The following is a 12420-nucleotide window of genomic DNA, read 5'->3' on the forward strand; positions in this document are numbered from 1 at the left end:
GATTGGTTTCAATAAGTTGTTTTAATCTTTTTTTTGTAAGATGATTGCCAAATATATCTTCCTTCATCGACATCTGATTTAACCGCAATACAATTACAAGCAATATTCCATAGAGCTTTATGTATTGGATCGGGATTAAAAAGATAGGCTTTATTGAATGCTTTTCTTATTGAAAGAGTAGCCTTGGTAGCATGATAGTGAGGAATAGTTGGGCATACATGATGAACTACGTGACTTGAACCAATATTATGATGAAGAATATTAATAATCTTCCCATAAGGCCTATCAATTGAAAGAAAGGCTCCTCTCATAAAAGAAAATTCTGAATTAGAGAGGTGCGGAACGTCTGAATCTGTATGGTGAAGCCAAGTATATATAACTAACCAACAATTAACTACTAATAAAGGTCCTACATACATTCCAATTATTGGAAAGAATCCATGTTTGATAATTAAAATAATAAGTCCAACTATTACTGCAGCTACACCAATATCTGAAATCCAAACTTTTTTAGCCCATACAGCAGGCCACAATGTTTTAGAAAAAGGTTTTTTTGGCCAAAAATGATTTGAAGTTCCATATTTGATACCACCTGTACTTCCAGATAATAAGTAAGCAGGCCAACCAAAAACAAGATGTAAAACTAATTGGAGAATTCCATATTTAGTTTTGCCTAATTTACTTGAGAATGATAGTTCCTTTTCACCTCCAACTTTTTCGCTAATTCCATTCCCATTAATAACTATGGGCACGTGAGTTTCTCCATTAGTTATATGATTGGTAAAACGATGATGGACTGCATGTGAACGTTGCCAAGAGAAATACGGAACTAATAATAATGAGTGAAGTAAATATCCAGTAATGGTTTCTAAAGTTTTATTTTTTGAGAAGGCTCCATGACCACATTCATGGGCAATTACCCAAAAACCCATAGCAGTGGTTCCTGATAAAAGTGCATAAAGGATCCAAATCGGGATCATTCTTTGACTAAAAGGAATAGTTAATCCTATTGCGACAACAATTGCCTGAATAATGATTGACTGTAAAAGATAGCCTAATGAAGTTATTGTTTGAGATTTAAAGCAGTTATTTGGAATAACACTTTGAAACTCTTTCATGCTTGGAATATCACTCATCTTTATTGCAAGTGCTTGACCTTTAAGGCCAGAAAATTTAATATCGCTCAAATTATTATGGGTTAGGATTTAGTTTTTAATAAATTTTAGTTTATGTAATTAATTATCCATCAAAGACTCTTTTTATGAAAGTAATATGTAGTTTCAAATGTTCAAATAGTATTAATTTGGGCAAGTTTTTGAAAATTAATTAACATTTATAAATCTTCATAAGTTATAAATTATTAGTAAATATTTAATAATAATTATTTTATGGCAATCAATAAAACTAAATATAGAAATAAAGTAGAAGTAATCGCGAAGGCAGAAAGAGGTAAGATCAAACCAGTATTTAGCCATCTAAAAAATCTAATTTTTCTGTTAATTACTTTTACCATTTTTTAAAAAGGGCTAATCTAAACTTATTGAAGCACCAAGGCTTCAACAAATAAACTTAATAAATTTCAATAACAAAAAAATATTTAATATTTCCAATTTAAAATAAGTTCATCTGATTAGTAGGCTTTTTATTAATTTCTTCCGTTATCCATCCAGAAGATGACCATCCCAACATTATGGGTATTAACACTTTTAATTCATGAGCATCCTTAACCTGTTCAGTCCATTCTTCTTCGTATCCATTAGGAACAATAACTGGCATACGATGATGTAAAGGTTTCACTAAATTATTTGGTTCAGTTGTTAAAACACAGCAACTTTCTAACTCTGCTCCATCAGGTGAAGACCATTTGCTCCAAATCCCTCCTAACCAAAAAGTTTCATAATTCTCTTTCCTAATACGATAGTTTTTTTCAAAAAAACCACTTGCTGGTATTAAACATCTTTTATGTTTCCAACTTCCACTAAATAATTTTTTCTCTACCACAGTTTCTGATCTTGCATTAAATGGTCTGGGTCTTGCCTTATCAAAAGGATCTTTAGCCCAAGGGGATATAAAACCCCATGTCATAAAGGTTGTCTTAATTTTCCCTTCATTCTTAATTACAAGGACTGGATCAGTAGGTCTAATTAAATTCTGTGTCGCGTATTTATTATCAAGCCCACTTGGATAGTCTTGTTTTAAAACTTTTGGTAACTTATCAAATTTAGTTTTAAGTTCAAATCTTCCGCACATATTAAATATCAGTGTTTGGTTTTTAAATTTTATTGGAAATTTATTTGATTGATTTAAAATCCTTTATATAACTTTAAATAATAAATAATTTCTGATAACTCATTAATTTTTTGAATTTTTTCTTGGTTAAATTCATTTATTAATTTATTTAGTATCTCAATATTTTTGGAAAAAAACATTAAATTACATTCCGCTTTTAGTCCTGAGATAGATCCTGCATATGAGTCTTCTATGACCCAAGATTTCCTTGGATTTACATCTAATAATTTTAATGCTCTTAAATAGGGATCAGGAGAAGGCTTGCCATCAGAAATGAATTTATCATCTCCAAGAACCTTTGTCTTGAATAAATTTAACCAGGGATTTACAGAGCTTTTGATTTTAAAACTTTCACTACTACTACTTGTTACTAAAGCAATAGGTAATTTTGTATTTATACAAAAATTGATTAATTCTATTGCTCCCTTAAAAGGTTTTGCTTTAGTGAGTACTTTATCTACTTTTAATTTTTGAATAATGAGTAATTCTTCTAATGGGCTTTCTTTATTTATCCATTTAAGGACTTTTTTTGCACAATCTATTCTCCTTCTTCCTTTTAGTTCTAATAATTTATCGATTGATAAAGAGTGATTATATTCTTTTGCGGTTTCACTCCAGGCATTAGCTAGTAATGGTTCTGTATCTAACAGAACACCATCTAAATCAAAAAGAATTGCTTCTGGGAATTCCATCTTTGTTGAAATATTTTTGATAAATTCTTATTTAATATAGTCTTTTTTTATTTCGGTATTTAATTACTTTTTGTCTTTCAACAATAATATTTTAGAAACTTGGATTAATTTTATAAGCCACGAACGTATCTTTTAGGGGGCAATGATTGCTTACGTGGCTTTACTAATATTGGCAAAATAATAACTCCGACAGTAAAAACACATATTGGAGCAACAACCATGAGTATAGATTCTAGAGACATTAATTTATTCTCAAATTTCTCTTACTAATAGCAGTATTTATTTTTTTAGTCATGCGTATATATATCTAATAAGGCTATATCTTTACAACTTTTTATATTGTTAAGGAAAAGCGAAAAAAAGATTAAATATGAGAAGTTCTTTAGATTTATATCCTAAATAACACCTAGTAAATTTTAATTGAGGATTTATTTTTATGAATCAAGATAAAAAATGGATGTTAATGACTTACTACTGCCCAACTCACGGTGATGCAGGAAAAGTAGAACCTATACAAGTGACAAGGCAAGAAATTTACAGCAAATTATATGATAAAACTAAATCTAAAAAGGAAATTAAATAACCTAAATTTTCAAAAACAGGTAAGTAAAGCTTGACAGGGATAAGTATAAATAATTTTAATAAAGTGTATCTTAAGGGACCAAAACGTCGGATATGCTTTAGTTCACCCCATCATTACTCTAGTCAAAGGAAGTGGCTTGAGCATTTTTAGGAGACTGCATTATGGTTTACATGTATTTAAACGGAACTCATTTGTTTATTGCAAAGTAATTAATAATAAATTTGAAAAATTAACCTATAAAGGTTTAAGTTACTTTTGTAACTAAATTGAAGATCTTAAGTTTCACAAAACAAAAAATAAAATTTAAAATTCGTTTTTTGATAATTTATTAGAGTCAATTATTTCCCATGCTTCTGATGCTGTATCAGCATATTTAAAAATTTTTAAATCTTCTTCGCTAATAAGCCCGAAATCAGCAAGGAAGTCAAAATTAATTAAATTATTCCAATATTTCCTACCAAATAAAATTATTGGAATTTCACTTTTCATTCCTGTTTGTCTAAGAGTTAATAATTCAAATAATTCGTCTAATGTCCCAAATCCTCCAGGAAAAAAAACAGCAGCAACAGAGCGCATTACAAAATGAATTTTGCGTAATGCAAAATAATTAAATTTAAAACAAAGTCCAGGAGTTATAAAAGAATTTGGGAATTGTTCATTCGGTAACTGTATGTTTAAACCAATAGACTTACAGTCTGCTTCAAAAGCGCCTCTATTAGCCGCCTCCATAATTCCTGGTCCACCTCCTGTCACTATTACATGAGAATTGCATTTATCATCTTGATTATTTATTGAAGCTAGTTTTGAAAATTCTCTTGCGGATTCATAGTAATGACTCATAGAGAGTAAATTTTTTAACTTGTTAAATTTATTTTTTAATTTAATAGATTGAGGACATTTTTCTAATAAGTTTTTTACTTCATCGATTTTGCTCTGAGCTGATGATTCTTCGACAATTTTTGCACCTCCAAAAACGATAATAGTTGAGATGATATTTTGTTCTTCTAGTACTAATTCAGGCTTAGTTATTTCCAGCAGCATTCTTACACCTCTCATTTCGTCACTTCTAAGCAAATTAAGATCTTCCTGTGCAAGTTTGTAGGAATTCGAATCAAGAATTAAATTTAGATTTTTTTCACTTTTATCAGTATTATTGAGCTTTTTGAAGTCATTAATATTTTTAATCATGGATTCAAGAATAAATATGTTTTTTATATAGAGAATGGATCTTTTTACTAATAGTTATTTAAAAAATATTAAATATAGTTTTTCCTGTACCTATTTATCTATTCATCTAAATCGCATGTCAATTCACATTGATTCAGTTCAGAGGCAGAAATTCTATCCAAAATTCTCAGCATATCAATTTCAGAAAGATCTCCATTAGAGTTCCACTTTAGAGTTGTTTTTCTTTGAAGAGAATGTCTTTTATTCATTTTTATTTTCTCCCTTAAGATGAATTTCTACACATCTAGTAACACATTCTTGATGTCCATCAACAATGCTGCATTCACTAATGCATTCAAAATATGAATCTATGGTATCTTTTGCTGTTATTTGATTCGAAGAAAAAAACAACTCATCCATAATTTTTGTCCCTTAATTTGGAATGAGATATAGCATGACTTTAAAAAATAATTTTTGCTTTGTTAAGAATAATTGGATAAATAAGTATTAGTTACTAGTCTTAAGTTTTAATTTTATAAAAAGGTAAAATCTTTATCCCCACCTTGTTTTATTGGGTCTATTAAATACTTAAAAACTTAATCTTAATAATTTAAATTTTTACTTTTAGGTTTATTTTTTAGTAACTTCTCTGATTTAGATTTATAACTATCTGGGTCCCAATCTTGTTGGATATCTTTAATGAAATCAAAAATAAATTCATTAGGACATTCAAGTTCTTCGTGAAGATCATTTAATTTTTGATGTATGTATTTTTTAGTGCAAGAAATTAATCGATCTTTTTGATAATTTGTAGGTATCCATTTTTTATTATTCATAAAGGTTATCTTCTACTTATTGATTTTTATATTCCTCCTAATGATATTAAAAAGTAAATCAGCATAAAGACTGATTTACTTTTTAAAAATTTCGTTAGATGATAATAATGTACTTTTTAGATTTTCAAATGAGATCAATTATTAGTTGGCTTTCTAAAATGTTAGAAAGCATGGCAAATGCTTTTATTCATCCTGTTAAAAATGATTTACCCCCATCTATTGGAGCTCACGCTTTCAGTAGCATTCCTCTAAAAAGGAAAATGCGAAGAAGACTCAGCTAGCATTTAATTAATTGGAATTAGATTCTCGTTCTTGCTGTCCCAAATAATATATCTAAAACAATTTGGGAAATCACTTAATTTGAGAACTTTTGATTTTTGCAGTAAATGTAAATTTGCTTTATGACAAGCTTTTAAATTGTAATTAGGAATTCTTTCGGATAGATGATGAATGCTATGGAACGAAATATCAGCTAAAAACCAGTTTAACCAATTTGGGATATCTAAATTGCTACTGCCAGAAATAGCACCTTCGACAATATCCCAATTTTTTGTATTACTTGCATATGCATTTTCATAGTTATGTTGTATAAAAAAGATGCATATGAAAATTGCTGCTGAAAAAGTTAATATTAGAGAATAAAAAGTTAAGAAAAAAGCAGCTCCTAACCATTTACACATAATTATCCATCCACTTATCACAATAATATTGTTTGCTATTAGATCAAATAATTCATCAAAATTATCTCCATAGTCAGAGAAAGGCGGCTTAATTCTCGATTGAATATTTAAAAGTCCTAAATAATTTCTTTTTTTTAATTTAATAAAAGTTTCTTGCATTAACGATTTTATAAAATTAATAATAATTAGAATTAACCCTAATCTAGCTTTAATAACTAAATAAAAGAAACCACCAGGAAAAAGCATTAACCAATGTCTACTTACCTTATAAATAAGTTTTTCTCTTTTATTAAGAGCCTCATAATCTTCTAGGCTTAAAACATCTACAGGACCTTTGTAAATTTCCCAATTCCCATTATTCCTATGGTGGAATGCATGGTCATTAGCCCAAGGTTTATGAGGTATCCCATTTAATAAACCCAGACAAAAGCCAAAGAAGTTATTCAAAGAACGTTTTTCAAATAAGGAATTATGCCCGCAATCGTGCATTAATGAGAATGTTCTAGAAGATAATAGGGTAAGAAAAAAAAGAATGGGAATAAGTAAAAACCCTTTTGTAATTTGTAAAAGAGGAGAGTATACAATTTTAGAGACAATAAACCAAAGAGAAATTATCGGTATAAGAGTGGTTATTAACTGATAAAAAGCTTTGAAATTATTTCTTTTAAGAAATGGCTTTAATATAAAATCTGACCTCTTGATTATATTCATATAAACTTTTCTTTAATCCTCTTTAATTAGGATAGCTTAGTTATTATTTATCGTGGCAAAGTTTTCAATTTGCCGATATATGAAAACTATAGCCAATACTTCGTTATTGATTCATTTGATTGGAATTTATTTTATAGAATTACCCATATCTATTAAAGTTTTTTCTAATGAAATAGGTTCCCAATTATATATAGAAATAGTTTCCGTAATATCAGCGCCATAAGATCCTCTATTAACCATGGCAGCCATACTTTTCATCTCTTTATTAAATGGTGCTAGAGAATTTATCATTTTTGTAGGGATAAAGTTTTGAGGTGCTTTCTTGTAGCCATTTTTTCTTAAAATATTAGAAATTTCCATAATATTGATCCCTTGAGGAGAAGTCGCAATAATTCTTTTATTATCACTTTGGTTTTTTCTAAGAGATTCGACATGTAACTTGGCGACATCTCTTACATCTACGACAGTAAAATATGCATCTGGTAGTGCTGGAAATTTACCATTAATCATTTTTGAAATAAGTTCTGCCGAAGCACCATCAGTATCATCACTTAGCAGTGGACCAAAAACCATTCCAGGATGAATAGTTGTCATTGAAAAAGAGTGCTCATTGTCATTATGAATAAAATCCCATGCAGCTTTTTCTGCAATTGTTTTACTTTTTACATATGCACCAACGTTTTTTGTTGTATCTGTCCAGTCTTCAGGCGAGCATAACTGCTTGTCATGCCCATACGCAATTGCAGCCATAGAAGAAGTTAGTACAACTTTCTTGACTTTAGAGGAATTTTTTGAAGCATTCAACGCTCTTAAAGTTCCCTCTACTGCAGGATTGATAAGAATAGATTCCTTTTTTGGCTCTTCGATAGTAAAAGGAGATGCAACATGAAGAAGATAATCACAATCAGAGGCTGCCTCATCCCATCCCTCATCATCTAGAAGTTCAAGTTTACAAAATTCCAGCTTATGATTATTTGAATCTTTCTCAAGAGATTTTCTTACTTCATCTTCTCTATTCATATTTCTTAGAGATCCTTTGACAAGATAACCTGCTTTTATTAGCTCATGTATGCAGTGAATAGCAATAAACCCAGATGCTCCAGTAACTAAAACTTTTTCCAAAATAATTTTATTTAATTTCTACTTTTATTATGATCTATTAGTCTGTACGAAAACCAAAAGGATTTTTATTTATCTAGTCTTTAAAACTTTATTTTTCAACAAAAATATTTAAGAATTTAAAACTAAAAAAGAGATTGCTTAAATATTATTTTTACTGCCATGATGTCTATTATTTCTTCTGGAGCGATCTTTTTGCTCTGCCTTGTTAACTCTAATTTCTCTACCCATCCACTCGACATCTTGTAAATCATCAATTGCAGTTTTTTCTGAGCTTTTACTAGTCATTTCAACAAAGCCAAAACCTCTTTTTCTTCCTGAATCCCTCTCCAAGGGGATTGTACATTTTGTTACTTCACCATAAGTATTGAAAAGGTCTCTAAGGTCTTCTTCTTCAGTGTCCCAGGATAAATTTCCAACGAAAATGGTCATAACTTAAACATATTTGGTAAAAGATGCAATAACAAGCCATATTAAATAAATATGAAATTTTTATGCTCCTTATGTAGACTACTACATCAATTATGTTTGATTTTAGATTTGAGTTCTAATTAAACTGTTTATTTTTATTTATCTTAAAACCTAAAGAATAAATTCTTTGGACATTGTTCTTAATTGATCTAAATTTAGTTTATTTAAATAATTTATTATTTCACTAGAATTTTCTCTCGATTTGAGATTTTGGCTTTCGTAAATTAAGCTACTCGAGATTAAATCTACTAAATGTTGTTTATCCATGACTTTCTTATAATCCATATTTTTATATTAAATACTTAAAATCTTGAATCCCAAACCTTATTACTATGGTTATTTTTACTTTTTTCTAATTCCGAGACTATTTATCTCTAAAAGTGGTTTCTAAATTTCTTTCTTTATTTTATAAATTTTTTAAATCTTGATCTATTTTTTGCAATCTTTCATTTAATTCTTGCTTTTCTTTTAATAAAGATTTTTTCTTTTTTTGGAGTTCTTTATTAAAAGGTGAATTAAAGTATTTTTGATAAGCTAGAAAAAATACTGCTAACGCTACAACAATACCAAGTGCTCCAATTATTAATAAAGGTGATGATGGGAAATCGTAAAAAGGTACTGAAGGCATTTGCTATGTAAAGTTTTATCTTAGCTTTTTTTTGATCTAAATAATATAAGATAAATACCTAATATTTTATTTAACTAGTTTTTGCTATTAATAAAAAATCCTTATCCAATTAAATAAACAAATTTTCTAAAGTAGCTTCTTCATAATCCTTCCGAATATAAATATGAGTAATTGTACAGGTGCCAAATAGATAATGACCAATAATCATTAATGTAGTGAATATATTGTTAATGAAGAAAATTGTTAAAGAAGAGAATAAAAATACATCTGAATTATGGTTTAATTGGTTGACTAGAAAACTAAATTCTTATGAGGCTTTTAAAGACTTTGCCTCAGGTCAAAATCCTGAAGAGGTAGCAGAGAATTTTGTTGCAATTAATAGTTTGGGGATATCCGATATTTTTGATAAATTTGATGAAGAAGATAAAGATACACTTGATCAATTTCAAAAGTTATCTGAATGTGAATGGCATGTATTCAGGATTCTAAAAAAACAATTAGAGTTTAAAAATAAAGTAACTTTTGTAGATTTTAAAAAAAATAAAAAAATAAAAAAATAAAAAAATAAAAAATAAGAAATAAGAAAATAATTAAGTAAAAGAAAGCTTTTTTAAACGCTTAATTTTTTAGTACGGGTTAATGAACTTCATTGTTCGGTTAAGCCATTAAAATTATGCTCAATGGAGACCATCTTTTTATTAGGTTATAAATAATTAATAGACATTATGAAAAACTTGATTAGCTCCTTCTCTGTTCTTAATTTTAAAAAGAATTTGAATAAAAACTTTAAAGAAACTAGTTTGAACAATAAGGAAAATTTAGTTCATTACAGGAGGGATTTAGACTCCCTAGGTTGATAGTCAAAATTTAAATAAATTTTGACTTCCCATTTCCAGATTTACCAAAACCAAGCCATATAAACCATACTATCCAGCCAAACACTGGTATCAAATTTATAAATATCCACTCCCAGTTCTTTCCAAAGTCTCTTAACCTTCGAACATCAATAGCAATCTGAGGGACTATACAAACTAATCCATAAATATTAAAACCAAATGTTCTTAGAAATATTGGAATAGTAAAAATAGAGATAATAATGTTTACTAATTGAACTCGCCACCAATCAGATCTTGTTGTTTTGCTATTAAAGTTTGTAGCTTTAAGCCAAAATTCTTGATAGGCATTCAAAAAATTATTATACATAAGCTCTAAATTTAATCATTTATTAATTAAACATCACTATTCAAAGAGTATTCGCTTAAGAGAATTAATTTATGTATTCCTTTATTTTAAATAGGATCGAATAAATTCACGTTGTTTTTAATTATGTTTTGATTTTGATTTTGATTTGGTAATGTACAAAAGCCGTCTTTACAAATAATATTTTCTTTTTCAATTTTCAATGACTGGGGAAAAGCATCATCTTTTGAATTATTTGAAGATTCAATTTGCATATATATAAAATTAATAGAAACATCATTAAATTAATAACTAAATTTATTTGAATAGGCAACAAAATTAATAATAATTATCTTTTACTTCTTTTTTTGATTTGGAAGATCTCTCCAAAATAAAGCCATGACATAAATAAATAAAGAAATAGAAAAAATATAAAGTAGAGAATTAAGATGCATCTTGAGTTTTCGTCAGAAATTTATCAAAATAAAAAATTAATCTAAATTAATAGGTAATTTCTATTTAACTTAAAATAAATTTTTATTGTAATTATAGTTTTGTTTCTTCTAATTTATAAAATTTACTTTACTAAATAGGGGAAATAAAAATGTTTATTTAGTATTTTTACTGATCTCCTTAAGAGCCTCCTTACCTTCTTTAAGTGTTTTAGTTACTAACCAATAAAGAAATACAAGAATTAAAGTGGCTAATACTATTAATGAATAAGTCAATTTAAATTACAATAATAAACTTGAATTTTAAGATTTTAAAATTATGAATTTAAAAATTAAATTTAATTCTTAGCTCCTGAATATGCAGGGATCATCATTCCACCATCTTGGTCATCATTATCATCGTCAAATCCCCCACCTAGAAACAACTCAACCAAAACTAATATAGCTATAGGGTAGAAACACCATAAGATTGCTGAGAAAGGACTTATTGATGAAGTTGCTGAATAGATTTCTGTCATGAAGATACTGTAAACAAAAAAAAAGTTAATTGTGGATATATTAATCTGTTTTCTCTCCATGAAATTGTATAAAATAAAAAATGAATACCAGTTACGAAAAGGGTTTAGAGAATAATTCCTTAGGAAATTATATCCTTATTTGATTTCTAAATATAAGTTTTTTACTTAAATATTTTCTACTAATTAATTAATATTGACGTCTTGAGATATATTAATGTGACAAATGTTACTTAACAATAATTGTGAAATTTGGATTCAAAAACTATTATTTATCTTGATTTTATAGTTTTTTATGTTCTCTTTCACTTTTGACCCTTTAGCTGCAATTTTTGGTATTGCAGGATTAGTAGGTTTTGTTTTCTTTGTATCAGCGGCTAAAGGAACTTCAAGTATTAATACAAATCCTAAAAAAGATGTTTAAGTTTCAAAATTGAGAATAATATTAAAAGTTATTTTAATTATCAATATCTTTCAGAAAGATTTATCAATTATTAATTATCCCATTGTTTAGAAATAAATATTAGAAAACTCTCAATGTCTTCTTCTGGGCAATTAGTTTGATTTTGTAAATTAATACATGTTTGTTTTATCGTTTCGAAGGCTTCTTTGACAGTTTCGTTTTTTTTGATAACTTCAAAATATTCATTGTCCGTGAAAGTCATAAAAAATATATGTTTTAACAATTAATTTACTAATTTATATTAGCTTATAGAACAAAATTAGTTAATTTATGGGAATATTTTTTTAAATCTATTCCCCTAATCTAAAGTGTTTTTTCAAACTTTTAATTATTTGCCATTCGCAAGAAAGTCCTTCAGGAAATTCAACCAAGTCTCCTGATTTAATTAAGTAACTTTCTCCAGCTTCAGTTTTAATTTTTGCTTCACCTTCAATTATGTAACAAATTTCTTTTTCCCTGTAAATCCAAGAAAAATTACATGGTTCGCGCTCCCAAATAGGCCAATTCTTTATTCCGTACTGAATTATTAAACTGGCGCTGCATGGCGATTTAATAAGAACTTTCACCACAAAAACACCATAATATATACATTATAATTAAATTTTCAAAATAAAATATATTTGAACAAGGTTAAT

21 protein-coding genes are annotated in these 12420 nt (G+C 27.9%); 4 read left to right on the plus strand and 17 right to left on the minus strand.

Going from position 1 to position 12420, the window contains the following annotated elements; translation table 11 throughout:
* Window positions 1–8: 8 nt before the first annotated feature.
* From ACTF45_RS06450 to ACTF45_RS06465, 4 genes are all read right to left on the minus strand, one after another.
* Window positions 9–1187 (minus strand): fatty acid desaturase, encoded by a 1179-nt coding sequence (locus ACTF45_RS06450; protein WP_438949600.1) that lies wholly within the window; start codon window positions 1185–1187, stop codon window positions 9–11.
* 424 nt (window positions 1188–1611) lie between these two features.
* The gene (locus ACTF45_RS06455; protein WP_438949601.1) at window positions 1612–2250 is read right to left on the minus strand and encodes an SOS response-associated peptidase; all 639 of its coding nucleotides are present in this window, start codon (window positions 2248–2250) and stop codon (window positions 1612–1614) included.
* Between the two features lie 53 nt (window positions 2251–2303).
* Window positions 2304–2981: an HAD family hydrolase gene (locus ACTF45_RS06460; RefSeq protein ID WP_438949602.1), complete on the minus strand. Its 678-nt coding sequence runs from the start codon at window positions 2979–2981 to the stop codon at window positions 2304–2306.
* Window positions 2982–3091: 110 nt separating this feature from the next.
* Complete coding sequence (locus tag ACTF45_RS06465; RefSeq protein WP_268741254.1) at window positions 3092–3223, minus strand: hypothetical protein; 132 nt, start codon at window positions 3221–3223, stop codon at window positions 3092–3094.
* Window positions 3224–3417: 194 nt separating this feature from the next.
* Here ACTF45_RS06465 and ACTF45_RS06470 point away from each other — a divergent pair, with 194 nt between their 5' ends.
* Window positions 3418–3564: a hypothetical protein gene (locus ACTF45_RS06470; protein WP_173028049.1), complete on the plus strand. Its 147-nt coding sequence runs from the start codon at window positions 3418–3420 to the stop codon at window positions 3562–3564.
* A 303-nt stretch (window positions 3565–3867) separates the two neighbouring features.
* On the opposite strand, the gene ACTF45_RS06475 is transcribed toward ACTF45_RS06470, so the two are convergent.
* The 4 genes from ACTF45_RS06475 to ACTF45_RS06490 all read right to left on the minus strand — a co-directional run bounded on the left by ACTF45_RS06475 (window position 3868) and on the right by ACTF45_RS06490 (window position 5567).
* Window positions 3868–4752, minus strand: a complete 885-nt coding sequence (locus ACTF45_RS06475; protein ID WP_288348145.1) for an LOG family protein — start codon at window positions 4750–4752, stop codon at window positions 3868–3870.
* Window positions 4753–4850: 98 nt separating this feature from the next.
* Window positions 4851–5000: a hypothetical protein gene (locus ACTF45_RS06480; protein ID WP_288348143.1), complete on the minus strand. Its 150-nt coding sequence runs from the start codon at window positions 4998–5000 to the stop codon at window positions 4851–4853.
* Window positions 4993–5151, minus strand: coding sequence for a hypothetical protein (locus tag ACTF45_RS06485; RefSeq protein WP_288348141.1), 159 nt, complete (start codon window positions 5149–5151; stop codon window positions 4993–4995). Before ACTF45_RS06485 ends, ACTF45_RS06480 begins: the two co-directional genes overlap by 8 nt.
* Window positions 5152–5333: 182 nt before the next feature.
* On the minus strand, window positions 5334–5567 hold the full coding sequence (locus ACTF45_RS06490; protein ID WP_438949603.1) for a hypothetical protein: 234 nt from the start codon (window positions 5565–5567) through the stop codon (window positions 5334–5336).
* A gap of 128 nt (window positions 5568–5695) precedes the next feature.
* Here ACTF45_RS06490 and ACTF45_RS06495 point away from each other — a divergent pair, with 128 nt between their 5' ends.
* Window positions 5696–5848: a hypothetical protein gene (locus ACTF45_RS06495; RefSeq protein ID WP_288348138.1), complete on the plus strand. Its 153-nt coding sequence runs from the start codon at window positions 5696–5698 to the stop codon at window positions 5846–5848.
* Between the two features lie 3 nt (window positions 5849–5851).
* Here the strand turns inward: ACTF45_RS06495 and ACTF45_RS06500 are convergent, their stop codons facing one another.
* From ACTF45_RS06500 to ACTF45_RS06515, 4 genes are all read right to left on the minus strand, one after another.
* A complete protein-coding gene (locus tag ACTF45_RS06500; protein ID WP_438949604.1) occupies window positions 5852–6958 on the minus strand; it encodes a fatty acid desaturase in 1107 nt (368 codons plus the stop codon).
* Between the two features lie 126 nt (window positions 6959–7084).
* Complete coding sequence (locus tag ACTF45_RS06505; RefSeq protein ID WP_288348135.1) at window positions 7085–8080, minus strand: SDR family oxidoreductase; 996 nt, start codon at window positions 8078–8080, stop codon at window positions 7085–7087.
* A gap of 138 nt (window positions 8081–8218) precedes the next feature.
* Window positions 8219–8509 (minus strand): RNA recognition motif domain-containing protein, encoded by a 291-nt coding sequence (locus tag ACTF45_RS06510; RefSeq protein ID WP_288348133.1) that lies wholly within the window; start codon window positions 8507–8509, stop codon window positions 8219–8221.
* Window positions 8510–8954: 445 nt separating this feature from the next.
* Entirely contained in the window at window positions 8955–9176 is a 222-nt protein-coding gene (locus tag ACTF45_RS06515) for a M protein (protein ID WP_288348132.1), read from the minus strand.
* 230 nt (window positions 9177–9406) lie between these two features.
* On the opposite strand from ACTF45_RS06515, the gene ACTF45_RS06520 reads away from it, so the two are divergent.
* Window positions 9407–9736: a restriction endonuclease subunit S gene (locus tag ACTF45_RS06520; protein WP_288348131.1), complete on the plus strand. Its 330-nt coding sequence runs from the start codon at window positions 9407–9409 to the stop codon at window positions 9734–9736.
* 307 nt (window positions 9737–10043) lie between these two features.
* Here the strand turns inward: ACTF45_RS06520 and ACTF45_RS06525 are convergent, their stop codons facing one another.
* The 3 genes from ACTF45_RS06525 to ACTF45_RS06535 form a co-directional block, all read right to left on the minus strand.
* Window positions 10044–10379: a DUF805 domain-containing protein gene (locus tag ACTF45_RS06525; RefSeq protein ID WP_011133007.1), complete on the minus strand. Its 336-nt coding sequence runs from the start codon at window positions 10377–10379 to the stop codon at window positions 10044–10046.
* 86 nt (window positions 10380–10465) lie between these two features.
* Window positions 10466–10630 (minus strand): hypothetical protein, encoded by a 165-nt coding sequence (locus tag ACTF45_RS06530; RefSeq protein WP_348659994.1) that lies wholly within the window; start codon window positions 10628–10630, stop codon window positions 10466–10468.
* Window positions 10631–11145: 515 nt separating this feature from the next.
* The gene (locus ACTF45_RS06535; RefSeq protein ID WP_348659993.1) at window positions 11146–11325 is read right to left on the minus strand and encodes a hypothetical protein; all 180 of its coding nucleotides are present in this window, start codon (window positions 11323–11325) and stop codon (window positions 11146–11148) included.
* A gap of 292 nt (window positions 11326–11617) precedes the next feature.
* Here ACTF45_RS06535 and ACTF45_RS06540 point away from each other — a divergent pair, with 292 nt between their 5' ends.
* The gene (locus tag ACTF45_RS06540) at window positions 11618–11746 is read left to right on the plus strand and encodes a hypothetical protein (protein WP_438949605.1); all 129 of its coding nucleotides are present in this window, start codon (window positions 11618–11620) and stop codon (window positions 11744–11746) included.
* Window positions 11747–11816: 70 nt separating this feature from the next.
* On the opposite strand, the gene ACTF45_RS06545 is transcribed toward ACTF45_RS06540, so the two are convergent.
* Entirely contained in the window at window positions 11817–11987 is a 171-nt protein-coding gene (locus ACTF45_RS06545) for a hypothetical protein (protein WP_438949606.1), read from the minus strand.
* An 88-nt stretch (window positions 11988–12075) separates the two neighbouring features.
* On the minus strand, window positions 12076–12354 hold the full coding sequence (locus tag ACTF45_RS06550) for a cupin domain-containing protein (RefSeq protein WP_438949607.1): 279 nt from the start codon (window positions 12352–12354) through the stop codon (window positions 12076–12078).
* Window positions 12355–12420 lie beyond the last annotated feature (66 nt).

This window comes from Prochlorococcus sp. (assembly GCF_965655815.1).
Lineage (GTDB): Bacteria > Cyanobacteriota > Cyanobacteriia > PCC-6307 > Cyanobiaceae > Prochlorococcus_A > Prochlorococcus_A pastoris.

What these genes read in the sequence shown, in the direction of transcription:
- ACTF45_RS06455 (WP_438949601.1), bottom strand. Translation starts at nt 2,250, where the DNA reads ATGTGCGGAAGATTTGAACTTAAAACTAAATTTGATAAGTTACCAAAA.
- ACTF45_RS06460 (WP_438949602.1), bottom strand. Translation starts at nt 2,981, where the DNA reads ATGGAATTCCCAGAAGCAATTCTTTTTGATTTAGATGGTGTTCTGTTA.
- ACTF45_RS06465 (WP_268741254.1), bottom strand. Translation starts at nt 3,223, where the DNA reads ATGTCTCTAGAATCTATACTCATGGTTGTTGCTCCAATATGTGTTTTT.
- ACTF45_RS06470 (WP_173028049.1), top strand. Translation starts at nt 3,418, where the DNA reads ATGAATCAAGATAAAAAATGGATGTTAATGACTTACTACTGCCCAACT.
- ACTF45_RS06475 (WP_288348145.1), bottom strand. Translation starts at nt 4,752, where the DNA reads ATGATTAAAAATATTAATGACTTCAAAAAGCTCAATAATACTGATAAA.
- ACTF45_RS06480 (WP_288348143.1), bottom strand. Translation starts at nt 5,000, where the DNA reads ATGAATAAAAGACATTCTCTTCAAAGAAAAACAACTCTAAAGTGGAAC.
- ACTF45_RS06485 (WP_288348141.1), bottom strand. Translation starts at nt 5,151, where the DNA reads ATGGATGAGTTGTTTTTTTCTTCGAATCAAATAACAGCAAAAGATACC.
- ACTF45_RS06490 (WP_438949603.1), bottom strand. Translation starts at nt 5,567, where the DNA reads ATGAATAATAAAAAATGGATACCTACAAATTATCAAAAAGATCGATTA.
- ACTF45_RS06495 (WP_288348138.1), top strand. Translation starts at nt 5,696, where the DNA reads ATGAGATCAATTATTAGTTGGCTTTCTAAAATGTTAGAAAGCATGGCA.
- ACTF45_RS06500 (WP_438949604.1), bottom strand. Translation starts at nt 6,958, where the DNA reads ATGAATATAATCAAGAGGTCAGATTTTATATTAAAGCCATTTCTTAAA.
- ACTF45_RS06510 (WP_288348133.1), bottom strand. Translation starts at nt 8,509, where the DNA reads ATGACCATTTTCGTTGGAAATTTATCCTGGGACACTGAAGAAGAAGAC.
- ACTF45_RS06515 (WP_288348132.1), bottom strand. Translation starts at nt 9,176, where the DNA reads ATGCCTTCAGTACCTTTTTACGATTTCCCATCATCACCTTTATTAATA.
- ACTF45_RS06520 (WP_288348131.1), top strand. Translation starts at nt 9,407, where the DNA reads ATGAAGAAAATTGTTAAAGAAGAGAATAAAAATACATCTGAATTATGG.
- ACTF45_RS06525 (WP_011133007.1), bottom strand. Translation starts at nt 10,379, where the DNA reads ATGTATAATAATTTTTTGAATGCCTATCAAGAATTTTGGCTTAAAGCT.
- ACTF45_RS06530 (WP_348659994.1), bottom strand. Translation starts at nt 10,630, where the DNA reads ATGCAAATTGAATCTTCAAATAATTCAAAAGATGATGCTTTTCCCCAG.
- ACTF45_RS06535 (WP_348659993.1), bottom strand. Translation starts at nt 11,325, where the DNA reads ATGACAGAAATCTATTCAGCAACTTCATCAATAAGTCCTTTCTCAGCA.
- ACTF45_RS06540 (WP_438949605.1), top strand. Translation starts at nt 11,618, where the DNA reads ATGTTCTCTTTCACTTTTGACCCTTTAGCTGCAATTTTTGGTATTGCA.
- ACTF45_RS06545 (WP_438949606.1), bottom strand. Translation starts at nt 11,987, where the DNA reads ATGACTTTCACGGACAATGAATATTTTGAAGTTATCAAAAAAAACGAA.